General features: G+C 71.8%; 24 protein-coding genes. 10 read left to right on the plus strand and 14 right to left on the minus strand.

From position 1 onward, the window contains the following. Positions 1–10: 10 nt before the first annotated feature. From DLJ58_RS02585 to DLJ58_RS02615, 7 genes are all read right to left on the minus strand, one after another. On the minus strand, positions 11–1,195 hold the full coding sequence (locus DLJ58_RS02585; RefSeq protein ID WP_124853672.1) for an ABC transporter permease: 1,185 nt from the start codon (positions 1,193–1,195) through the stop codon (positions 11–13). Next, positions 1,192–2,187, minus strand: a complete 996-nt coding sequence (locus DLJ58_RS02590) for an ABC transporter ATP-binding protein (RefSeq protein ID WP_425271289.1) — start codon at positions 2,185–2,187, stop codon at positions 1,192–1,194. Before DLJ58_RS02590 ends, DLJ58_RS02585 begins: the two co-directional genes overlap by 4 nt. Then, positions 2,184–3,530 carry an efflux RND transporter periplasmic adaptor subunit gene (locus tag DLJ58_RS02595; RefSeq protein WP_124853688.1) on the minus strand — a complete coding sequence of 449 codons (1,347 nt, stop codon included), beginning with the start codon at positions 3,528–3,530 and terminating at the stop codon, positions 2,184–2,186. The genes DLJ58_RS02590 and DLJ58_RS02595 overlap by 4 nt, the downstream gene beginning before the upstream one ends. Before the next feature lie 79 nt (positions 3,531–3,609). Beyond that, entirely contained in the window at positions 3,610–4,899 is a 1,290-nt protein-coding gene (locus DLJ58_RS02600; RefSeq protein WP_124853673.1) for a hypothetical protein, read from the minus strand. A 56-nt stretch (positions 4,900–4,955) separates the two neighbouring features. Then, the gene (locus DLJ58_RS02605) at positions 4,956–5,531 is read right to left on the minus strand and encodes a TetR/AcrR family transcriptional regulator (protein ID WP_124853674.1); all 576 of its coding nucleotides are present in this window, start codon (positions 5,529–5,531) and stop codon (positions 4,956–4,958) included. Continuing rightward, positions 5,524–6,324, minus strand: a complete 801-nt coding sequence (locus tag DLJ58_RS02610) for an alpha/beta fold hydrolase (RefSeq protein WP_124853675.1) — start codon at positions 6,322–6,324, stop codon at positions 5,524–5,526. Before DLJ58_RS02610 ends, DLJ58_RS02605 begins: the two co-directional genes overlap by 8 nt. A 107-nt stretch (positions 6,325–6,431) precedes the next feature. Further along, positions 6,432–7,352 (minus strand): proline dehydrogenase family protein, encoded by a 921-nt coding sequence (locus tag DLJ58_RS02615; RefSeq protein ID WP_124853676.1) that lies wholly within the window; start codon positions 7,350–7,352, stop codon positions 6,432–6,434. Between the two features lie 106 nt (positions 7,353–7,458). Here DLJ58_RS02615 and DLJ58_RS02620 point away from each other — a divergent pair, with 106 nt between their 5' ends. From DLJ58_RS02620 to DLJ58_RS02630, 3 genes are read left to right on the plus strand one after another with little or no spacing between them, the layout of a single operon-like run. Further along, the gene (locus DLJ58_RS02620) at positions 7,459–7,731 is read left to right on the plus strand and encodes a hypothetical protein (RefSeq protein WP_225855034.1); all 273 of its coding nucleotides are present in this window, start codon (positions 7,459–7,461) and stop codon (positions 7,729–7,731) included. A gap of 1 nt (position 7,732) precedes the next feature. Next, entirely contained in the window at positions 7,733–8,899 is a 1,167-nt protein-coding gene (locus DLJ58_RS02625; RefSeq protein WP_124853677.1) for a glutathionylspermidine synthase family protein, read from the plus strand. 19 nt (positions 8,900–8,918) lie between these two features. Then, positions 8,919–9,506 carry a CGNR zinc finger domain-containing protein gene (locus tag DLJ58_RS02630; RefSeq protein WP_124853678.1) on the plus strand — a complete coding sequence of 196 codons (588 nt, stop codon included), beginning with the start codon at positions 8,919–8,921 and terminating at the stop codon, positions 9,504–9,506. Between the two features lie 29 nt (positions 9,507–9,535). Here DLJ58_RS02630 and DLJ58_RS02635 read toward each other — a convergent pair whose 3' ends face one another. Together DLJ58_RS02635 and DLJ58_RS02640 are read right to left on the minus strand one after the other, a co-directional pair. Beyond that, positions 9,536–10,342: a sugar phosphate isomerase/epimerase family protein gene (locus DLJ58_RS02635; RefSeq protein WP_124853679.1), complete on the minus strand. Its 807-nt coding sequence runs from the start codon at positions 10,340–10,342 to the stop codon at positions 9,536–9,538. Between the two features lie 75 nt (positions 10,343–10,417). Further along, positions 10,418–11,362, minus strand: a complete 945-nt coding sequence (locus tag DLJ58_RS02640; protein ID WP_124853680.1) for a Ppx/GppA phosphatase family protein — start codon at positions 11,360–11,362, stop codon at positions 10,418–10,420. Between the two features lie 80 nt (positions 11,363–11,442). Here DLJ58_RS02640 and DLJ58_RS02645 point away from each other — a divergent pair, with 80 nt between their 5' ends. Then, a complete protein-coding gene (locus tag DLJ58_RS02645; RefSeq protein ID WP_124853689.1) occupies positions 11,443–12,240 on the plus strand; it encodes a DUF3109 family protein in 798 nt (265 codons plus the stop codon). A 31-nt stretch (positions 12,241–12,271) separates the two neighbouring features. On the opposite strand, the gene DLJ58_RS02650 is transcribed toward DLJ58_RS02645, so the two are convergent. Then, positions 12,272–12,850: a TetR/AcrR family transcriptional regulator gene (locus DLJ58_RS02650; RefSeq protein WP_124853681.1), complete on the minus strand. Its 579-nt coding sequence runs from the start codon at positions 12,848–12,850 to the stop codon at positions 12,272–12,274. A 415-nt stretch (positions 12,851–13,265) separates the two neighbouring features. On the opposite strand from DLJ58_RS02650, the gene DLJ58_RS34385 reads away from it, so the two are divergent. Further along, entirely contained in the window at positions 13,266–13,460 is a 195-nt protein-coding gene (locus DLJ58_RS34385; RefSeq protein ID WP_244218749.1) for an NAD(P)-binding domain-containing protein, read from the plus strand. Then, positions 13,460–13,690, plus strand: coding sequence for an NAD(P)-binding domain-containing protein (locus tag DLJ58_RS34390; RefSeq protein WP_244218750.1), 231 nt, complete (start codon positions 13,460–13,462; stop codon positions 13,688–13,690). The genes DLJ58_RS34385 and DLJ58_RS34390 overlap by 1 nt, the downstream gene beginning before the upstream one ends. 61 nt (positions 13,691–13,751) lie before the next feature. On the opposite strand, the gene DLJ58_RS02660 is transcribed toward DLJ58_RS34390, so the two are convergent. Both DLJ58_RS02660 and DLJ58_RS02665 read right to left on the minus strand, forming a co-directional pair. Next, positions 13,752–14,435, minus strand: coding sequence for a response regulator transcription factor (locus DLJ58_RS02660; protein WP_030329696.1), 684 nt, complete (start codon positions 14,433–14,435; stop codon positions 13,752–13,754). Between the two features lie 24 nt (positions 14,436–14,459). Next, positions 14,460–15,743 (minus strand): sensor histidine kinase, encoded by a 1,284-nt coding sequence (locus DLJ58_RS02665; protein ID WP_124853682.1) that lies wholly within the window; start codon positions 15,741–15,743, stop codon positions 14,460–14,462. 205 nt (positions 15,744–15,948) lie between these two features. Here DLJ58_RS02665 and phoU point away from each other — a divergent pair, with 205 nt between their 5' ends. Then, entirely contained in the window at positions 15,949–16,602 is a 654-nt protein-coding gene (phoU, locus tag DLJ58_RS02670; protein ID WP_091403559.1) for a phosphate signaling complex protein PhoU, read from the plus strand. Positions 16,603–16,665: 63 nt separating this feature from the next. Here the strand turns inward: phoU and DLJ58_RS02675 are convergent, their stop codons facing one another. Further along, positions 16,666–17,433 carry a phosphoglyceromutase gene (locus tag DLJ58_RS02675; RefSeq protein WP_124853683.1) on the minus strand — a complete coding sequence of 256 codons (768 nt, stop codon included), beginning with the start codon at positions 17,431–17,433 and terminating at the stop codon, positions 16,666–16,668. Between the two features lie 153 nt (positions 17,434–17,586). Here DLJ58_RS02675 and DLJ58_RS02680 point away from each other — a divergent pair, with 153 nt between their 5' ends. Both DLJ58_RS02680 and DLJ58_RS02685 read left to right on the plus strand, forming a co-directional pair. Further along, on the plus strand, positions 17,587–18,867 hold the full coding sequence (locus DLJ58_RS02680; protein WP_124853684.1) for an MDR family MFS transporter: 1,281 nt from the start codon (positions 17,587–17,589) through the stop codon (positions 18,865–18,867). A 75-nt stretch (positions 18,868–18,942) separates the two neighbouring features. Continuing rightward, on the plus strand, positions 18,943–20,238 hold the full coding sequence (locus DLJ58_RS02685; protein ID WP_124853685.1) for an MFS transporter: 1,296 nt from the start codon (positions 18,943–18,945) through the stop codon (positions 20,236–20,238). 365 nt (positions 20,239–20,603) lie between these two features. Here DLJ58_RS02685 and DLJ58_RS35265 read toward each other — a convergent pair whose 3' ends face one another. Further along, positions 20,604–21,431, minus strand: a complete 828-nt coding sequence (locus DLJ58_RS35265) for a hypothetical protein (protein ID WP_482805375.1) — start codon at positions 21,429–21,431, stop codon at positions 20,604–20,606. Here DLJ58_RS35265 and DLJ58_RS35270 point away from each other — a divergent pair. After that, on the plus strand, positions 21,379–21,837 hold the full coding sequence (locus DLJ58_RS35270) for a hypothetical protein (RefSeq protein WP_482805376.1): 459 nt from the start codon (positions 21,379–21,381) through the stop codon (positions 21,835–21,837). The genes DLJ58_RS35265 and DLJ58_RS35270 overlap by 53 nt on opposite strands. The last annotated feature ends 269 nt before the right edge of the window (positions 21,838–22,106 follow it).

Below are 22,106 nucleotides of genomic sequence, written 5' to 3' on the forward strand. Positions count from 1 at the left end.
CCGGCGCTGCTCATTCGGTGCGCAGCGCGACCACCGGGTCGAGCCGGCCGGCGCGCTGCGCGGGAACCACCCCGAAGACGATGCCCACCACCGCCGACACGCCGAAGGCGAGCGCCAACGACCACCAGGTGATCGCGGCCGGAATCGGCGACAGCGCGTCGACCAGCAGGGCGGTTCCCACGCCCAGCGCCATCCCGGTGAGCCCGCCGATCGTGGTGAGCAGCACCGCCTCCAGCAAAAACTGCACGCCGATGTCGCGGGGACGTGCGCCGACGGCCTTGCGCAGCCCGATCTCCCGGGTCCGCTCCCGGACGCTGACCAGCATGATGTTGGAGACGCCGACACCGCCGACGAGCAGCGAGATGCCGGCGATGGCCGCCAGCACGCCGGTGAGGACACCGAGGATGTCGCCGAGCACGCCGAGGATCTGCTGCTGGGTTACGGCGCTGAACTCGGTGTCCGGGTGGCGGCGGTTCAGCTCGGCGACGATCCGTTCGCCCAGCTCGTCGATCCGCTCCCGGTCCGGTGCCTTCACCGCGATACCGTCGACCCGCTGGGTGCCCCAGAGTCGTTGCGCGGCGGTCACCGGCACGTGCACCTCGTCGTCCCGGTCGACGCCGAGGCTCTGCCCGAGGGGCGCGAAGACTCCGATCACCCGGAACCGCACCCCGGCCAGCGCCACCTGCTGGCCGAGCGGGTCCCGGTCGGGGAAGAGCGCATGCGCGACCGAGTCACCGAGCACCGCCACCCGGCGGCTGGTGTCCACGTCGGTGCCGGTGAGGTAGCGTCCCCGCGCCAGCGAGCGGGTGAACACCGCCGGGGTCGTCTCCAGGACGCCCTGCACCGTGGTGAAGTCGGACCGGGCGCCGGCCCGCGCGGTCGCCCCGGAGGCGACGGTGACCGCCACCCGATCCGGGTCGCCGACCACCCGGGTGACGGCGTCCACGTCCTTGAGGGTCAGCGGCGAGACGACCGGCGCGTTGCCCACCTCGATCCGGCCGGGGACGACCAGCAGCAGGTTGGAGCCGAGGCCCTCGACCTGTTGCTCGACCTTCTGCTTGGTGCCGGTGCCGATGGCCACCAGCAGCACCACCGAGGCCACCCCGATGATCACGCCGAGCATGGTCAGCGCGCTACGCAGCCGGTTCGCCCGCAGTGCGTCCAGCGCCACCCGCCACGCCTCGGCGACTCTCACGCCGCACCTCCGGGCCGCTCGACCTCGCGCGCGCCCGCGCCGCCCTCGCGCGCAACGGCATCGCCCGGGACGGCGTCGCGGGGGAGGGCCTCGGGCCGCTCAACCTCGCGCGGAAGGCGCCCGGTGGCTCCGGCGGCGCCACCGGAGCCACCGGACGGGTGCCCCGGACCGCTTCCGGACGCGGACCGGGGCTCCGCGCTGGGAGCGGGGACCAGTGTCGCAGGTCGACCGTGATCAACGGACGGCGGTCGATCATGAGCGGAGCGCGGGTGGGCGCTGTCCGCCACGACCACCCCGTCGCGCATGGTGATCCGGCGGTGGGCGCGGGCAGCCACCTCCTGGTCGTGGGTGACCATCACCAGCGCCACCCCCGACTCCGCGTTCAGTTGTTCCAACAGCTCCAGCACAGCGGCGCCGGTGACGCTGTCCAGGTTGCCGGTGGGTTCGTCGGCCAGCAGCACCGTCGGCTCGGTGACCAGCGCGCGGGCGATCGCCACCCGCTGCTGCTCACCGCCGGACATCTGGTTGGGCCGGTGATCCAGCCGGTGCCCGAGGCCGACCCGGCCCAGCATCGCCGCCGCCCGCTCCCGCCGCTGGCGGGCCGACACCCCCCGGTAGACCAGGGGCAACGCCACGTTCTCCACCGCCGAGGTACGCGGCAACAGGTGGAACGCCTGGAAGACGAAGCCGATCGTCTCGTTGCGCAGGGTCGCCATCTCCGGTGGAGCGAGGGCGTTGACGTCCCGCCCGCCGATCACCAAGCGACCACCGGTGGGGCGGTCCAGCCCGCCGAGGAGGTGCATGAGGGTGGACTTGCCCGAGCCGGACGGGCCGACCAGGGCCACGTAGTCCCCCGGCTGCACGGTGAGCGACACCCCGCGCAGCGCCTCCACCGACACCCCGTCGAGCTGGTACGTCCGGGACACGTCCACCGCCTCGATGGCCGGAACCCGCTCCCCTGCCGGCCGATCTGCGACGGCGGGCTCGGTCACCGGACTTCCTGGCCGTCGCGGACCTGGTCGGCGCCGCGCACCACGATCCGGTCGCCGGGCTGCACGCCGTTGAGGATCTGCACGAGGTCGGACCCCTGGACGCCCACGGTCACCGGCGCCCGGCCCGCCTTGCCGTCCCGGACCACCCAGACCGCGTCCCGGCCGTCGGCGGAGAACACCGCCGACGCGGGGACGGTCACCGCGTCGACGGCCTCACGTACCCGCAGGTGCACGATCGCGTTCATGCCGGGGCGGGGCGTCGGGGCCGGCTCGTCCTCGGCCAGCTTTCCGGCGCCCAACGCCAGGCGGACCCGGTAGGTGACCCCGCCCTGCGCGGAGTTGGTGGGCAGCACGTCGACCGAGCGGACGGTGGCGTCGTAGCTGGCGCCGGTGACGGCGTCCAACTCGACGGTGGCCGGCACGCCGGCCTTGACCAGCAGCACGTCGGTCTCGTCCACCTCGGCGAGCAGACCCAACTGCCCGGTGTCCACAACGGTCAGGACCGGGGTGCCGGCGGTGACCTGACCACCGACCGCGACGGCGTCGTCCACGCCGGCCGGCGGCCCACCCTGGCTGGGGGCCAGCACGGACGGGTCGAGGCCAGCGCCACCGGCCTGCTCCAACAGCCCGGCCAGACCAGCGTTCGCGCCACCGCCGGCCCGGGTACCGCCCGGCTGCACCACCCCCGCGATCGGAGCACGCAGGGTCAGCGCGTCGACTGTCGCCTTCGCCAGGTCGTACGCCTGCTGGGCCTGGAGCCGCTGCGCCGCGGAGAGCGCGCCGACGGCGGAACTCAACCCGTTGATCCCCCGCTGCACCGCGCGGACCGCCTGGTCGGCGCTGCGCGCGGCGGCCGCGTACTGGCGTTGCGCGGACGTCACCTGGGTGAGCAGCGCGTCGCGCAGTTGCGGGTCGGCGATCTTCTCGGCGGCCTTCCGGGCCGCGTCGAACGCCTCGTCGGCGGCCTTGTCGGTGCCGCGCCGGCTGCTGGTCAGGCTGCCCGCTCCGACACCCCGGCCGGCGCGCTTCGCGGCGGCCAGCGCCTCCTTGGCCTGACGGAGACGCTGTTGCGCGCTCGGCGAGTCGACCACCGCCAGCACCTGACCGCGCTTGACCCGCTGTCCAGATTGGACGCGCAAGCTGGCCAGGGTGCCGTCGGCGGGAGCGGTGAGGGTGGCGGCGGCGCGGGCGGTCACCGTGGCGGGTGCGTCGATCACCTCGGTGACCGGGTTACGGGCGGCCGACGCCAGCGCGAGATCGGGGCCTTCGTCGCCGCAGGAGGCGGCGGTGGTGGCGGTGAGGACGACGACGGCGGTCAGGGCGATGAGCAGGCGGGGCCGCATGGTGCTGGCGGGCCGTGACGACTGGGGACGGCGCACCCATCGATGGTACGGCGCACCGCCGCACCGCCTGCGAGCTGCGTCAGCCGGCGGTGGCGCGGACGTACGCCACGCACTCGTCGTGCAGCGTCGACCACTGCTCACCGAACGCCTTCTCGGAGGCCGCTTCGATGGTCCTGCCGTCGTGCACCACGGTCTTGAAGAAGGTGAGCAGCCGCAGCGGTCCGTACCGGTCGACGAGGTGCCGGACGGCCAGGTAGCCGATGCCGTAGCTGCCGGCGACCCGTTCGGCGGAGGCATCGTCGGCGGGGTTGACGCCCTCCAACTTGCCGTCCCAGCCGCCGCGGACCATCTTGCGCACGTCGGCGATCCCCTCGTACCGGTCGACCGCCTGGCCGCCGGCACCGGCGAACTCGGCCAGGCCCTCGACCAACCACCAGGTGAGCTTGCCCGGGTAGCCGCGCTCCGGCAACGACGCCGCGTGGGTCAGCTCGTGCCGGAGCAGGTCGTCGGTGCCGCTGTTGGAGAGCCCTTCGGCGTTGAGCACCACCTCGTGGTGACCGCCGCCCACGGTGACCGCGTAACCGCCGGTCCATTCCGGGCGCTCCCCGCCGTACCAACGCTGCCACTCGGTGCGCCCGGCGTAGAAGATCCGGTATCGGTCCGGCGGTGAGCCGGTCACCGCGTACCCGTCGGCGACCTTCGCCGCCGACTCGGCCTGTGCGAGCAGGCCGGGCAGCTTGCCGCGCAGGGCCGGGGTGGTGGCGACGATGGTCCGCGCGCCGACGGCGACCGCCAGGTCGCTGATCTCCCACGGTCGGGTGCCGGTCTCCACCGACTTGGATTCCTCCATGGCGACCATCCGGGGCTGGTCGCCGTTCTCCCGCCACCGGGTGCCGATCAGCACCGGGCTGGGTCGGCAGTTCGGCGTGACGAAGCAGTACTGGAAGCGCACCAGCAGCCGCCACTCGCCGGGCTTGCCGATGATCGGCACGGGCAGGCCACTCGGCTCGGCCCGCCAGCCGGTCACCTTGAGCTCGCGTAGCGCGGCGAAGCGTCGGCGCAGGTCGTTGTGGGCGGCGGGGTCGGCGACGGCGAGGAACCCGGCGCGGTCGCCGCCGAGGAGTGCCGCGGACTGCCGGTGGAGCTGGGCGGTGATCCGGTCGGACAGCGCGCGGGCCACGGCGGTGGCCGGGTCGTCGGCCGCCGAGGAGCCGACCCGGCTGACAGTGGGGCGTGAACCTGTCTCCCGGATCACTCCGACGACGAGCGCCGCCGGCAGGCCGCAGCCCAGCAGCAGGAGGACCACCACGAGCACCGTCCACAGCGGCCAGAGCCGCCGTGGTGCTGGCTGCTGCACCTCGTCAATCACCCGCCGAAGGGTACGACCACTACCTGGATGCGGCGAGGCCGCCCCGGGCCGATCCCTCACCCGCCGGTGCGCGGCCAGGAGCGGAACGAGATGTCCATGCTCGCGACCAACTGGTGGTACGAGCGATCGACGTCACGGGGCAGACCGAAGCCGCCCGCGGCCTCCAGGGTCACGAAGCCGTGCAGGGCGCTGCGCAGCGCGCGGGTCGCGTCCACGGCGTCGTCACCGGTGAGCCCGTACCCGCGCAGCACCGCGAAGATGGCACCGACGGCGCGTTCGCCCGCCTCGACGTGTTCCGGGTCGGCCGGGTCTGGCACCCGCTGCGTGGCCGGGTAACGGCCGGGGTGTCGGAGGGCATAGTCACGGTAGGCGTCCGCCATGGCCCGGAGCGCGTCGCCACCGGAGCGGCCGACGGCGGCGGTGGTCATCTCGGTGGCCAGCTCGGCGGTGGCCAGAGCGGCCAGTTTCTGGGCCAACGCGTCCGCCCCCCGCACGTGCTTGTAGAGGCTGGGCAGCGCCACCCCGAGCCGGCTGGCGAGCGCGGCGAGGGTGAGCTGCTGGAAGCCGACCTCGTCGGCCAGCCGGGCCGCCTCCCGTACGACGGTCTGCTGGTTGAGGCCGACCCTAGGCACCGGCGCACACCGCCAGGAAGCCGAGCAGCTCCTCGGCGGTGCGTTGCGGCCGGTCGGCGTGCGGGTAGTGGCCGGACTCCTCGATCATCCGGGCCTCGGCGGTGCCGAAGAGCCGCCGGGCGGCCCGCGCCTCGGCTCCCGGGTCGGGGAAGTCCGGGTCCTTGGACCCCATCAGCACCAGGACCGGTTGCCGCACCTGCGGCGCGCGGGCGGTCCAGTGCGGCTCGGCCGGTGCGATCACACCGCGCGTCGCGGCCATCCGACCGGGCTCGCGCAGGTTGGCCACCATCGAGCGGCGGTACGCGGCGTCGTCGGCGGGTCGGTGCACCGGGAACAGGGTGTTGTGGAACATCCCGAACAGTCGAGGGCTGTGCAGCACGGACCACATCGCCATCCGCAGCAGCGGGTTGAGCTTCGGCTGACCGACGAACGCGCCGATCTGCACGATGCCGGTGACCAGCTCGGGTGCGTCGGTGGCGGCGAAGACCACCGCCGCAGCGGCGGACGAGCTGCCGACCAGCACGGCCGGACCGGCGTCGAGGTCGCGGACCACGGCCAGCAGGTCCGCGCCGACCTCCGCTGGGGCGTACGTGGGCCAGCCGGCGCTGGACTCGCCGTGCCCCCGGACGTCGACCGAGGCGACCCGGTGACCGGCGGCCACCAGTAGCGGCACGAGGTGCCGGAAGCTCGCCCTGTTCTCACCCATGCCGTGCGCGAGGACGACCAACGGCCCTTCGCCCTGCACCTCGTACGCGATGTGTCCGCCGTCCCGCCGCACCTGGCTAGCTGTCATAGCTTTAAAGCTAAGCTACTTAGCCAACGTTGGCAAGCCGGATACCGGAAACGGGCCGGCAGCAACCCGAGGGGTCGCCGCCGGCCCGTTTCGCCGAACCGGAGGAACTACTTCTTGGAGATCAGGGCACGGCCGAAGAAGACCAGGTTGGCGGGGCGCTCGGCGAGCCGGCGCATCAGGTAGCCGTACCACTCGTCGCCGTACGGGACGTAGGTGCGCACGGTGTAGCCCTCGCCGGCCAACCGGGCCTGCTCCTCCGGGCGGATGCCGTAGAGCATCTGGAACTCGAAGCGCTCCGGCCCCCGGTCGAACCACCGGGCCCGGTCCTCACCGATGGCGATCATCCGCGGGTCGTGGGTGGCCAGCATCGGGTAACCGTCGCCGGACATCAGGATGTTCATGCAGCGCACGTACGACTTGTCCACCTCGCGGGCCGACTGGTACGCCACCGACTCCGGCTCCTTGTAGGCACCCTTGCACAGCCGCACCCGCGACCCGGCCGAGGAGAGCTCCCGGCAGTCCGACTCGGTCCGCCGCAGGTACGCCTGGAGCACCGCGCCGGTCGACGGGAAGTCCTTGCGCAGCCGGCTCAGCACCTCCAACGTCGAGTCGGTGGTGGTGTGGTCCTCCATGTCCAGGGTGACAGTGGTGCCCGCCGCGTCGGCCGCCGCGCAGATCGCCCGCGCGTTGTCGTACGCCAACTGCTCGTCGAACATCTGGCCGAGGGCGGAGAGCTTCACGCTCACCTCGGCGGCCGGGGTGAGCCCAGCGACGCCGAGCATCTTCAGCAGTTTGAGGTACTCGTCCCGGGTGGCGGTGGCCTGCTCGGGGCGGACAGTGTCCTCACCGAGGTGGTCGAGGGTGACCGCGAGGCCGTCGTCGACGAGCCCGCGGGTCGCGCGCAACGCGTCGTCTGTGGCGGCGCCGGCGACGAACCGGCGGACGACGTCCCGGGTGTACGGGGCAGTCGCGACGAGCCGCTCGACCTGGGATGACCGGGAGGCGGCGAGGATGACGGAACGGAGCATGAGCCGAGCGTAACGCCCCTGCCAGGGACCCCGCCGAGGGGCGGCCGGGCCACCTCGGCCCGGGGGCGGGGCGGCGGCGGTGGCGTCGATCGGCTACAACGATGCCGTGGACCAACGCCCCCGCCGCCGACTCCGCTCGGCCTCCGTGCAGCTCGGCGCGCTCACCGCTCTCGCGCTCGCCCTCTCCGGCTGCAACATGACCTCGGACGACGACGATGACGACGACTGCGCCCTCGGGCCGGTCGGCGGCGGCGACACCGTCGCGCTGGCGATGCGGGTCACCGACCCGGCCGCCGGTCGCACCGCCCCGGAGCCCACCACCGCCGCCCTGCCCGAACGCGGTGGATTCGGCACCCACCTCGCCGCCTGCGGCGGCTGACGTGCGCCGCGAGACGGTCACGCCGCGCACCGACTGGGACGCCACCATCCGGTCGCAAGGGCTGGTCTACGTCGACACCGAGCTGCCCGACGGCGGGATCATGTCGTACTGGGACGAGACCGCCGCGTACGCCTTCGACCTGGACGAGGTGCTGCGGCTGGAGGAGGCCACCGAGGAACTGCACCGGATGTCGGTGGCCGCCGCCGAGCACGTGGTGGCGCAGCGCCGGTACGCCGAGTTCGGCATCCCGGAATGGGCGGCCGAGGCGGTGGCCCGGTCGCTGCGGGAGGCGCCACCGACCCTGTACGGGCGCTTCGACCTCGCGTACGACGGCACCTGGCCTCCGAAGATGTTGGAGTACAACGCGGACACCCCCACCGCGTTGGTCGAGGCGAGCATCATCCAGTGGTACTGGCTGGAGCAGACCCGGCCGGAGCTGGACCAGTGGAACAGCCTGCACGAGCGGCTGGTCGGCGCCTGGGCCAAGATCGGGGCGGGGCTGCACGACCCCCGGGTGCACGTGCTCTGGTCGAACGAGGAGGAGTCCGGCGAGGACCACATGACCGCCGGCTACCTCGCCGAGACCGCCCGGCAGGCCGGCCTGAGCGTCGAACTTCAACCCATCCAGGAGATCGGCTGGGACGGCCGACGCTTCGTCGACGCCGACGACAACCCGGTGACCACCTGCTTCAAGCTCTACCCGTGGGAGTGGATGCTGGCCGAGCCGTACGGGCCGGCGGCCCTGGCCCCGGGCACCCCGACCACCTGGATCGAGCCGGCCTGGAAGCTGCTGCTCTCCAACAAGGCGCTGCTCGCGGTCCTCTGGGAGCTGTACCCCGGCCACGAATACCTGCTCCCGGCGTACCTCGACTCGCCGCGCGGCATGCCGGAGTACGTCGCCAAGCCACTGCTCGGCCGCGAGGGCGGATCGGTACGCATCGTCACCGCCGATGAGGAGATCACCAACCCGGGGATCTACGGCGACGAGGGCTGGTGCTACCAGGAGTTCCGGGCATTGCCGCAGTTCGCCGGCAACCGGATGGTGCTGGGCAGCTGGATCGTCGACGGCGAGTCGGCCGGCGTGGGTGTGCGGGAGAGCGCGAGTCTGATCACCGACGGCTACGCGCGGTTCCTGCCGCACTACATCGACGCGCCGCGCACCCGCTGAGTCGTCTACCGTTGGGGGCGTGAACTTCGACGCGTACGCCCGGACCGGCGTTGACCTGGTCAACGCCCGCCTGGACGACCTCGACGACCTGCGGGCCCTCTTCCCCGACGAGAACGCCTGGATGCGCGACGAGGTCGCGGACCGGGACGTGGCGATTTTCCGCCGGGCGCAGAAACGGTTGCGCGACGTCTTCGAGTACGGCACCTCGGGGCGGGACGCCCAGGCGGTCACCGAGCTGAACGCGCTGCTCGAGGCGTTCCCGGTGCAGCCGCGCATCTCCGGGCACGACTCCAGCGACTGGCACATGCACGTGACCAGTCGGGGTGCCTCGGTCAGTGCCGAATATCTGGCCGGCGCGGCCTGGGGGCTGTCGGTCTGGCTGTGCGAGTACGGCAGCGCCCGGTTCGGGGTCTGCGCCGACGAGCGGTGCGGCAACGTCTACCTGGACACGTCGTCCAACTGCTGCCGGCGGTTCTGCTCGGAGCGCTGCGCCACCCGCTCGCACGTCGCCGCGCACCGCGCGCGCAAGCGGGCGGCGGTCGGCGAGCAGGTGACGGTCGCCCAGCAGCCGACCTCCGCCGCCGATTCCCTCTCAGCGGTCAGCTGAACCGCCACCGCCCGTCCTGGGCGGACGGCTCAGGCGTCGACCGGTGACGGCGCGGTCAGGTGCTGGCGGGCGAACTCCAGCGCGGCGCGCAGGTCCGCTTCGCGCACCGCGCGGCTCTTCGCGCCCCGGGTGGCGACCTCCACCGCCACCGACCCGGTGAAACCCCGGCCGGCCAGCGAGGAGAGCAGCTCCCCGCAGGGCTGGGTGCCCCGCCCGGGCACCAGGTGCTCGTCGCGGCCCTCACCGGTGCCGTCACCGAGGTGCACGTGCGCCAGCCCGGCGCCCATCCGGTCGGCCATCTCCAGCGGGTCGCTGTGCGAGGCCGCGCAGTGCGACAGATCCAGGGTGTACGACGCGTAGCCGGCGTCGGTCGGATCCCACCCGGGCACGTACGGGACGAACTGCCGGCCCGCCATCCGCACCGGGTACATGTTCTCCACCGCGAAACGCAGCCCGGGGAACCGGTCCGCGACGGTGGCCAGACCCTCGGCGAAGTTGCGCGCGTAGTCGCGCTGCCAGGTGAACGGTGGGTGCACCACGACGGTCGGCGCGCCCAGCGTCTCGGCCAGCTCGGCGGCCTTGCGCAGGCGCTCCCACGGGTCCGGGCTCCACACCCGCTGGGTGACCAGCAGGCAGGGCGCGTGCACCGAGAGCACCGGCACGTCGTAGTGCGTGGAGAGGCCGCGCAGCGCGCCCGTGTCCTGGCTGACCACGTCGGTCCAGACCATCACCTCGACGCCGTCGTAGCCGAGCGCCGCGGCCAGTTGGAACGCCGCCGCGGTCGGCTCGGGAAAGACCGACGAGCTGGACAGGAGCACGGGAACGCGGGAAGTCACATCAGCCAGCGTAGCCCGGCAGCGCCGGGGGCATCGTGACGAGCGCCGGCAAACCGACCGAAAACGGCCGCCGGATCAGATCGGCTCCAGTTGATCCAGTCGGCGGAGGATGACACCCTCCCGCAGCGCCCACGGGCAGATGTCCAGCGAGTCCAGATCCAGGCGGCGCATCACCGCCTCGGCGACCACGGCACCGGCCAGCAACTGGTGGGCCCGGCCCGCGCTGACCCCCTCCAGCTCCATCAACTGCGCCGGTGGGATGTGTCGGATGAAGCCGATGACCTGCCGCAGGCCGGCCCGGGTCAGGCTGCGTCGCACCCACAGCCCGGAACCGGACGGGGCCGCCCCGGCCAGTCGGGCCAGGGTGCGGAACGTCTTCGAGGTGGCCACCGCCCGCCCCCAGCCCACCTCCGTCATCTGGTCGACGACCTTGTCCAGCCGGCCGTCCACGTACTCCCGGAGCTTGTCGACCGTCTCCGCCGACGGCGGGGCCGCACTGGCCGGATCGACCCGCAGCCGCTCGCGGGTCAGTCGACCGGCCCCGAGTGGCAGGGAGACCGCGACGTCCGGGTCCTCGTCGATGCCGGCGGCGATCTCCAACGAGCCGCCACCGATGTCGAGCACCAGCAGCCGGCCCGCCGACCAGCCGAACCACCGCCGTACGGCCAGGAACGTCATCCGCGCCTCGTCCGCCCCGGACAGCACCGCCAGGCGTACGCCGGTCTCGTCCCGGACCCGGGCCAGCACCTCGGCCGCGTTGGTGGCGTCGCGCACCGCGGACGTGGCGAAAGCGATCAGGTCGTCGGCCGCCAACCCGGTGGCCGCCGCCTTGGCCATGCCGACCGCCTTGACCAGGCCATCCGCGCCCGCCTCGGTCAGCGCGCCGTCGGGGCCGATCTGCTCGGCCAGCCGGAGCACCACCTTCTCGGAGTGCGCCGGCCACGGGTGCGCGCCGTGGTGCGCGTCCACCACGAGGAGGTGCACCGTGTTGGATCCGACGTCGAGGACACCCAGTCGCATGGTGAAGACCCTAGGCGCAACACGTTTGCGCGGCTCACCGGCCTGCGGACGTGACCGCGCGTACGCTGGGCCGAGTGACAATGGAGCTCCGTGTGCTGGTGGACGACCCGGGTGACCCGCGCAGTCGCGAGGTGCCCCTGGACTTCCCTCGGGAGTGGATCGAGTTCGCCGACCCGGCCGACGAGACGCACCTGATCCGGGCCGACCTGACCTGGCTGCTCTCCCGCTGGACCTGCATCTTCGGCAAGGGCTGCCACGGCATCATCGCTGGCCGGGCCTCCGACGGTTGCTGCTCGCACGGGGCGTTCTTCACCGACTCGGACGACGAGAAGCGGGTCCGCAACGCCGTCAAGCGGCTCACCCCGGAGACCTGGCAGCACTTCCGGCGCGGGTTCAAGAACTGGACCGACGAGGACACCATCGACGGCAAGAACCCGGCCCGCCGCACCGCCACTCAGGGCGCCGAGGGCCCGTGCGTGTTCCTCAACGACGCCGACTTCGTCGGTGGGGGTGGCTGCGCCCTGCACGCCCAGGCGCTGCGCGACGGGGTGCACCCGTTGGAATACAAGCCGGACGTCTGTTGGCAGTTGCCGATCCGCCGCGATCAGGACTGGGTCAAGCGACCGGACAACTCCAAGGTGCTGGTCTCCACCCTGTCCGAGTTCGACCGGCGGGGCTGGGGAGCCGGCGGGCACGACCTGGACTGGTGGTGCACCTCGTCGACGGACGCGCATGTCGGCGCCGAGCCGATGTACCTGTCGTACTCCCCGGAGCTGACCGCCCTGATCGGTGCTGCCGCGTACGAGCGGCTGGCCGAGCTGTGCGCGGCCCGGACGAAGCAGGGCATGATCGCCCCGCACCCCGCCGACCAACTCTAGCGGATCTTGGTAGCACTCCAGCGGCCGTCGCTCATCGCAGGGCCTCGTCGACAAGCGTGCGAGCGCTGCGCTGGGCCGCGTCGGCGATCAGGGGGTCGCCGTCCAGCACACCGGCGGCGAGCCCGCCGTCCAGCAGCAGGGTGAGCTGCCGGGCGAGCAGTTCCGGGTCGGCCGCGCCGGCCTGGCGGGCCAGCTCGGTCACCCAGGCGCGGACCACGGTCTTGTGCTCGACCGTCCGGGCGTGCACCGGCCCGGCGGCGGACGACTCGGCTGCGGTGTTGATGAACGCGCAGCCGTGGTAGCCCTCCCGGCGACAGGCGCCGGTCAGCGCGTCGAACATCCCAACCAGTTGGTCGCGTGGCTCGTCGCCGGCATCCCGGGCCGCGGACCGCAACGCGCCGAACCACGCCTGGTCGACCCGATCGAGGTACGCCAGCACGAGGTCGTCCTTGCGCGGGAAGTGCTTGTAGAGCGTCGCCTTGGCCACGCCCGACTCGGCGATCACCGTGTCCACCCCCACGCCGCGCGGCCCGTGCGCGTAGAAGAGCCGGAACGCGGTGTCCAGGATCCGGTCCCTGGCCGAGCCGGCCGGAGTGCGGGGCGCGGGCATCGGTGCTCCCTCGTTCTGCTGATGACAGCCCTGATCCTATAGACGGCTTCGTCTACGGAGGCATCGCCCTCGGCTTCGGCGACACCCGCGAGGGCCGCGCGACTGTGGCACGACGACCTTGCGACGGCCTCGCGACGGCCTCGCGGACGAGGGGCGGGACATGGGTCCGGGGCGCTTTGGAGCTGAATCGCTTGTGACATCAGCGGAAGACACCGGTCGGTGACGGCGGATGACTCGTTTGTGACATCAGCTCCAAAGGACTGCCAACCGCACTGCCGCCCCTCCGGGCGTCCAGAGCGGGCTGCACGCCGAAACCTCCGGGACTCGACAAGGGGCAGTGGTAGACAGACCTGTCTGTTAGCCTGCTTGCGATCGGCACGAGCCGACTCGATGTCCCGACGGAGGATCGATCGACATGCGTATCGCAGTTCTCGGCACCGGCTCGGTCGGTCGAGCCATCGCCGCCCGCACGGCGGAGTTGGGTCATCAGGTGACCATCGGCACCCGCGATGTCGCGCCATCCGGGCCGGCGACCACGCCCACTGGGCGGCGCAGCACCCCGAGGTCGGCCTGGCGACCCTCGCCGAAGCCGCAAGCGGCGCCGAGCTGATGGTGCGCCCACATCAGCTCGCCGAAGGTGCGCACAGTGTCTTCGTCTCCGGCGACGACGCGGAGGCCAAGCGGATCGTCAGCGGGCTGCTCGTCAGCTTCGGCCACACCGACGTGATCGACCTCGGCGACCTTTCCACCGCGCGGGGCACCGAGATGCTGCTGCCGCTCTGGTTGCGGCTCTACGGTCGACTCGACACCGCCAACTTCAATATCAAGGTCGTCCGCTGACCGAGCGGGAACAGCCCGAAGGGGGCCTGCGCCGAGCGCAAACCCCCTTCGGGTACGCCGATCACGGCTCGAACTTGTAGCCCAGACCCCGCACGGTCACGATGAAGCGCGGCGCGGACGGCTCCGGCTCGATCTTGGAGCGCAGCCGCTTGACGTGCACGTCCAGCGTCTTGGTGTCACCGACGTAGTCGGCGCCCCAGACCCGGTCGATGAGTTGACCGCGGGTGAGCACCCGGCCCGCGTTGCGCAGGAGCAGCTCCAGCAGTTCGAATTCCTTCAGCGGCAGCTGTACGGCTCCGCCGTCGACGGTCACCACGTGCCGCTCGATGTCCATCCGCACCGGCCCGGCGGCCAGCGTCGGCGCGCCCGCCTCGGCCACCTCCGGGCTCTGCCGGCGCAGCACCGCCCGGATCCGGGCGACCAGTTCCCGCGGCGAGTACGGCTTCGTGACGTAGTCGTCGGCGCCGATCTCCAGCCCGACCACCTTGTCGATCTCGCTGTCCCGGGCGGTGACCATGATGATCGGCACGGCGGAACGCTGCCGCAACTGCCGGCAGACCTCGGTCCCCGACATCTCGGGCAACATCAGGTCGAGCAGCACGATGTCGGCGCCGGTCCGGTCGAACTCGGTGAGGGCGTCGGTGCCGGTCGCGGCGACCGAAACCTCAAAGCCCTCCTTACGGAGCATGTACGACAAGGCGTCGGAGAACGACTCCTCGTCCTCGACCACGAGAACGCGGCTCAACGGGGATTTCCTTTCCATCTGCTGTCAGACCTGCCGTAGCCCAGTCGGACCGGACTCGATCCCAACCGGCGGCAGTGTCGCCAGGAGGTCATCCGGTGGACTGGCGGGCAGCCGGAGGGTGAACGTCGATCCACCACCAAGAGTGCTCGACACCTCGACCCGTCCGCCATGGTTGCTCGCAATGTGTTTCACGATCGCCAGACCGAGCCCGGTGCCGCCGGTGGCACGCGAGCGGGCCTGGTCGGCCCGGTAGAACCGCTCGAAGACCCGATCGACGTCGGTGGGGGCGATACCGATGCCCTGGTCGGCGACGGCGATCTCGACGTGCTCGTCGTCGCCGCGGAGGGTCACCCGCACCGTGGTGTCCTCCCCCGAGTAGTTGATGGCGTTCTCCACCAGGTTCGCCACCGCCGTGGCGAGTTGAGAGTCGCTGCCGTACGCGGTGAGACCACGCGCCCCGTCCACGGTCACCGCGACACCCCGGGCGGAGGCCGTGGTGCGGGTCCGGTCGACCACCTCGGCGATCACCCAGTCCAGCGCGACCGGCTCCGGTGGCGGCTGCGGCTCAGCCCCCTGCAACCGGGTCAGCTCCAGCAACTCCTGCACCAGTCGACCCAGCCGGGTCGACTCGTGCTGGATCCGTTCGGCGAACCGGCGGGCGGCCACCAGGTCCTCGGAGAGGTCGGGTACCGCGGCGTCGGCCGGCTCGGTCGCGTCCAGCAACGCCTCGGCGAGCAGTTGCAGGGCCCCGATCGGGGTCTTCAGCTCGTGGCTCACGTTGGCCACGAAGTCGCGTCGTACCCGGGTCAGCCGGTGCGACTCGGTCACGTCGACCGCCTCGACCGCGACGAAGCCGTTGCCGAGACCCATCGCCCGCAGGTGCACGCCGAGCGGGTTCTCCCCCGCGCTGTCGCGACCCCGGGGCAGGTCCAGCTCGATCTCGCGTCGCACGCCGGTGCGTCGCACCTGGCCGGCGAGGGTACGGATCAGCGGGTGCGCGGCGATTGAGCCGGGGGTGCTGCCGGTACGCAGCAGCCCCATCGCGCGGGCGGCCGGGTTGATCAGCACGGGGACGTCGTCGTTGTCCAGAACCACGACACCGGCCCGGAGTGAGTCGATCGTCCGGCGGCCGAGCCCGGCCTGCTGCTCGTCGGCTATCGCGGGCCTCCCCCTGCTCCAGCGGAAGCGGACGCTCCCCGTCGACGTGGAGTGACCGTCCCGCTTCGGCAGGAACCGGGGCAGCAGAAGACCGGCGGCCATCCCGGCCACCAACGCCAGGGCCACCACGACCGCCACCGCCCACTCCACCCGGCGATCGTAGGGTCATTGTTAACCTGGCTACCACACAGAACGGGACGAACTACCCTCACTTACGGAAGTGTTCACCCGCACGTCTGGCGTCGTTCACCGTGGTTCATCCGGGATCCGTCCACGCGCCCTACCGTTGGCGTCGCACCTGCTCAACCCCCCTGCGCCGGCACCCGTCGGCGGCGACCGACCACAGGACGTGATGATGCGCGACGAGTTCCGGGCCGACCTCCAGATCGTCAGCCAACTGCTGGTGGACATGGCGGAGGGCGTCCGCGCCGCCATGCGCCAGGCCACCCGGGCCCTGCTCACCGCCGACCGGCAGGCCGCCGAGACGGTCATCGAGCGGGACGCCGAGATCGACGACCTCTACCGGCACGTCGAGGAGCGGGTCTGTGACCTGCTCGCCCGACAGGCGCCGGTCGCCTCCGACCTCCGGGCGATGATCACCGCGCTGCACGTGGCCGCTGATCTGGAACGGATGGGCGACCTCGCCGAGCACGTGGCGAAGACCGCGCTGCGCCGGCACCCCTCCCCCGCCGTCCCGGCAGAGCTGCGGACGGTCTTCACCGAGATGTCCGAGATCGCCGACCGGATGGCTGTGAAGATCGGTTCGGTGCTGGCGAAGCCCGACGCCGACCTCGCCGGCGAACTGGACCGCGACGACGACGCCATGGACGAGCTGCACAAGAACCTGTTCGCCGTACTGCTCGGCGACGACTGGCCGTACGGGGTGGAGACGGCGATCGACGCCACCCTGCTGGGCCGCTTCTACGAGCGCTTCGCCGACCACGCGGTCAACGCCGGCGAGCACGTGATCTACCTGATCACCGGGGAGAGCGCGCCCAGCAGTAACTGACTGCACGGAAGGGGCCCCTCGTCATCGCTCTCCGCGATGACGAGGGGCCCCTTCTCTGGTGGCTCAGCGCCCCTGGTTGGCCACTGCCGCAGCGGCTGCCTTCGCAGCTGTCGGGTCGAGGTAGGTGCCGCCCAGAGTGAGCGGGCGCAGCTGCGGGTCGAGGTCGTAGCGCAGCGGGATGCCCGTCGGGATGTTGAGCTTGGCGATCGCCTCGTCGGAGATCTGGTCGAGGTGCTTGACGAGGGCGCGCAGCGAGTTGCCGTGCGCGGCCACCAGCACCGTCCGGCCGGCCAGGATGTCCGGCACGATCGAGTCGTACCAGTAGGGCAGCATCCGGTCGACGACGTCCTTGAGGCACTCGGTGCGCGGCATCAGCTCGGTCGGCAGCAGCGCGTAGCGCGGGTCACCCACCTGCGACCACTCGTCGTTGTCGTCGATGGGCGGCGGGGGCGTGTCGTACGACCGGCGCCAGAGCATGAACTGCTCCTCGCCGTACTCGTCGAGGGTCTGCTTCTTGTCCTTGCCCTGCAGGGCGCCGTAGTGGCGCTCGTTGAGCCGCCACGACCGGCGCACGGCGATCCAGTGCCGGTCGGCGGCGTTGAGCGCCAGTTCGGCGGTGCGGATCGCCCGGCGCATCAGGCTGGTGTGCACGACGTCCGGCAGCAGGCTGTGCTCGCGCATCAACTCGCCACCGCGCCTCGCCTCGCCCTCGCCCTTCTCGGTCAGGTCGACGTCCACCCAGCCGGTGAAGAGGTTCTTGGCATTCCAGTCGCTCTCACCGTGTCGCAGCAGGACCAGCGTCCCGACGGTGGGCCCTTCGCTCGCAGTCATGCCGATCATCCTGCCTCAACCGCGGAGGGGACACGCGGGCAGCCGTCGTGACGACCACCACGTGAAAAAGCGGATGACCAGCGGATCCGCCCGCCACTAGGGTTGTAAGGCACAACAGTCACATCGGTCATTACTTGCAAGCGGGGGAACCACGTGCGGACGATGCGGAGCTGGTTCCGGGACACCACCGGCGGCCTACCGACCACCTTCTGGTACCTGTGGTCCGGCACCCTGATCAACCGGCTCGGCTCGTTCGTCCTCGTCTTCCTCGCCATCTACCTGACTCAGGAACGTGGCTTCTCGGCCTCGCAGGCCGGCCTGGTGATCGGCCTCTGGGGTGTCGGCGGGGCGTTCGGCACGACCGCCGGCGGCACTCTGGCCGACCGGTGGGGCCGCCGGCCGACACTGCTCACCGCCCACGTGGGCGCGGCGGCCATGATGCTCGGGCTCGGGCTTGCCCGGGATCTCTGGGCGGTTGCGCTGGGCGCACTGCTGCTCGGCATGTTCGCCGAGGCGGCCCGGCCCGCGTTCGGGGCGATGATGATCGACGTGGTGCCGGCGAAGGACCGGCTGCGCGCCTTCTCACTCAACTACTGGGCGATCAACCTGGGCTTCGCCTGCGCGGCCGTCCTCGCCGGCCTCGCCGCACAGGCCGACTACCTGCTGCTGTTCGTGGTCGACGCGGCCACCATGCTGATCACCGCACTGATCATCTTCAGCAAGGTGCCGGAGACCCGACAGGCCGGCCCCGCCACCGCCGTCACGGCAGCAGCGGCTCCGCGCGGCGCGCTGCGCACGATCCTCAGCGACCGGGTCTACCTCGGCTTCGTGGCACTCAACCTGTTCGCCGCGCTGGTGTTCCTCCAGCACATCTCGATGCTGCCGATCGCCATGGGCGACGACGGTCTGAGCCCGGCCACCTACGGCTCGGTGATCGCACTCAACGGCATCCTCATCGTGGTCGGCCAGCTCTTCGTGCCCCGGCTGATCCGGGGTCGGAGCCGCTCGCACGTGCTCGCGCTGGCGTCCGTGGTGATGGGCGTGGGGTTCGGACTGACCGCGTTCGCCGGCACCCCCTGGTTCTACGGGCTGACCGTGCTGATCTGGACGGTCGGCGAGATGCTGAACTCGCCCTCCAACTCCACTCTGATCGCCGAACTCTCCCCGGCCGAGCTGCGCGGTCGCTACCAGGGCGTGTTCTCCCTCTCTTGGCAGATCGCCGGGGCCAGCGCGCCGATCCTCGGTGGCCTGGTGCGCGAGCACGCCGGCAACGACACCCTCTGGTACGGCTGCGCCGCGCTCGGCCTCCTGACCGCGGTGGCCCACCTGGTGTCGGGGCCGGCCCGGGAACGGCGTGCGGCCGCGCTGCGCCGCTCCGGTGAGGCACTGGCACCGGCCACCACGTCACGCGCGCCACAGCCCGCCGAGGCGTAATGAGTGGCGCGGCGGTCCCGGAGTTTCCTACTGTGCAGTGGAAACAGTTAACAATCTGAACTGTCGGGAGGTCGGGTGCACGCCCTGCGGCGCTGGTGGCACGACACCGCAGGCGGACTACCCGCCACCTTCTGGTACCTCTGGGCCGGCCTGCTGATCAACCGGGCCGGCGCGTTCGCCATGCTGTTCCTCTCGCTCTACCTCACCGACGTACGCGGCGCGAGCGAAGGGCTGGCCGGCACCGTGGTCGGCGCGTACGGGGCCGGCGGAGCGGCCGGCGTACTGCTCGGCGGGGTGCTCGCCGACCGGTGGGGACGCCGGGCGACCCTGCTCGCCGCGCACCTGGCCACCGTCGGCCTGATGGTGGCGCTCGCCTTCACCCGACCCCTGCTGCTGATCGCGGTGCTCTCCGCGCTGATCGGCGTGGTCCACTCGATGCCCAGCCCGGCGTTCGTGGCGGCGATCGTCGACGTGGTGCCCGCCGAGCGCCGCTCGCGAGCGTTCAACCTTCAGTTCTGGGCGTTCAACCTGGGCATGGCGGTCGCCTCGCTACTCGCCGGGGTCCTGGCCGAGGCGAGCTTCACCGCGCTGTTCCTGGTCGACGCGGGCGCCACCCTGACCGCCGCAGCCGTGATCGCCTGGAAGGTGCCCGAAACTCTGCGGCTGACCCGGCCAGCGGCCGGCCCACCGCCCGCCACAGGCACGGCACCGAAATCCATCCGGACCCGCCGGCCGGGCCTGCACACCGCGCTTACCGACCGCACCTTCCTGGTGTTCGTCGGGCTCACCTTCGTGCTGGCCGTACTCACCATGCAGACGTCGACCATCATGCCGCTGGCCATGCGCGCGGACGGCCTGGGCCCATCGGCGTACGGGCTGGTGGTGGCGCTCGGCGGCGCGCTGATCGTGGTCGGGCAGTTGTTCGTGCCCCGGCTGATCGACCGGCACCGCAAGGACGTCGTGCTGGCCGCCTCCACGGCGCTGCTCGCGCTCGGTTTCGGGGCGCTCGCCATCGCCGACGAACTGGCCATCTACCTGGGTGCCGCAGTGGTCTGGACGGTCGGCTCGATGCTCGCCGCCCCGCCCAACGCGCAGATCAACGCGGACCTGGCGCCACCGCAGCTACGAGCGCGCTACCAGTCGGTCTTCTACCTGACGTTCCCAGCCGCGGCGTTCGTCGCGCCCACCCTCGGCGGGGTGAGCCTCCAGCACCTCGGCGACCGGCACTGGCTGATCGTGGGCGGGCTGGGTCTGCTGGCCGCGCTCGGGCACCTGCTCGCCGGACCACCCCGGGAGCGGCACGTCGCCGCGCTGCGCCGGGTTGTCGACCCGGAGCCGGCAACCACCGCAGACCGTGTACCGACCGGATAACCGACGCAAAGCGCCCACCACGTCCCTGAGGTCGTGGTGGGCGCCCGCCGGTGGGGCCGGCGGCGGCGGGCAACACTCACCCCCGTAAGCATCGCCCGCTCACGCCGCCGGTCCAAACAGGTGGGAACCGTCCCCCAACGGTTATTCCACCCGTCCCCTCGCGCCTCGTCTGGTGCGCGGATCTGATCGATCCGCCGCTCCCCCGAACGTTTCCAAACGTGGCGCGGTGCAATAAAGCTAGTTCGCCCGGATTCTGGATTCAACCCAGAACGGCTGTCTCGCCGGTCACAACTGGCGAGTATCCGCTGCTCCGGCCTCGTCCGTTGGCAACAGCCGGGTACCCGTCGGCCATTCCCGCAAACACCTCAACCGTCTTCCCGATCGGGTGACTCGGTCCGGAAGAAGTTGCTCTGCCGGCCGTCCCGCAACTGTTCCTGATAAATCAGGTTCAGCCGCCGCAGGTCAAACGTGTAGAACCAGTCATCCCAGGTGATCTCCCGAATCCGGCTGCTTTCCCGGTATCCGGGAATGTTGAAGGTCAACACACCCGCCCGGCCATCCCGCTCGGTGCCAGCGATGGTCGCCGGCTTGGCCCCGCGTTCCCGGGCCCACCGCTGGATCACCTCGTGGTTCGCCGTGATCAAACTCCGTCCCGGCCGCTCCGGCCGGTCCATGATCGACGAGATCACCTGCGAACTGCGGACCGACCGCCCCGTACCCCGTCCGGTCCGGATCCCGCCGGCCGACGTCCCGCCACCGGTCGACCGCGTCAACGTGCGCTTCGCCGTCGTGCGCTTGGCCGCCGCGCTCTTGGCCGGTGCCGTGCGCTTCGCCGTCGTGCGCTTCGCCGTCGTGCGCTTGGCCGCCGCGCTCTTGGCCGGTGCCGTGCGCTCCGCCGTCGTGCGCTTCGCCGTCGTGCGCTTCGCCGTCGTGCGCTTGGCCGCCGCGCTCTTGGCTGGCGTCGCGCGCTTCGCCGCCGGTCGCGCCGATGCCTTCTTCGCCGGCGCCTTTCGCGCGGGCGCCGTACGCGCCGTCGCTGTCTTACGGGCCGCCGTGGTCTTCCGCGCTGCGGCGGACTTCCGGGCGGCGGTGGTCCTGCTCGCGGCCGTGCTCTTGCGGGCGGCCGTCGACGTCGCCGCAGTGGTCTTCTTCGCGGCGGTCGCCTTCTTCGCCGGCGCCCTCTTCGCCGCCACCGTCGACTTCCGCCCGGCGGTCGCCTTCGTTGCGGCGGCCCGCTTCGCGGGCGCGCTCTTGTTCGCCGGCGCGGCCTTCGCGCGGCTCGACGCCGGCCTGGCTGCCGACTTCTTGGTGGCGGCGGCACGACCCGCCGACGCCCTGGTGCCGGCGGCCCGGCCCGACGGGCCGGTGCTGCTCCGACCCGCGCCGGCCCGCATCGAGCGCACCAACTGTTTCACCAGGTCGGGCTTGCGCAATGCGGAGATCCCGGAGACCCCGCGTTTACGCAACTGCCCGCGGATGTCGTCCACCCGCATCCGGGAAATCTCCGACTCGGAGACACCGGGCGTACCCGGCGTCTGGTTGCCGGCCTGTCGCTTCGTCCTGGTCGCAGTCGCGCCGCGACCTGAGCTGTTCCGCTGAGCCATGGGACGCTCCGCTCCTTGGCACTCCGTCATCGGCGCGCGGGGGTCCCTTGCCGCACCGCGCGGTGCGGCATACCCGTCAGGAGCACTCCGAACCACAGTCAATTCGCCATGATCGTGCTGCATCCAGGAAGTAGTGGCATCGCCGTGGCGGCGACACCACTACTTCCTTGTTCGAGCACGATCATGGGATGCGGCCCCGGGGCGCGGCGCGGTGCGGGCGCAGCGCGGTGCGGGCGCAGCGCGCGGGGCGCGGGGCGCCCGCAC

Origin of the sequence: Micromonospora arida (assembly GCF_003857035.1) — a bacterium.
GTDB classification, from domain to species: domain Bacteria; phylum Actinomycetota; class Actinomycetes; order Mycobacteriales; family Micromonosporaceae; genus Micromonospora; species Micromonospora arida.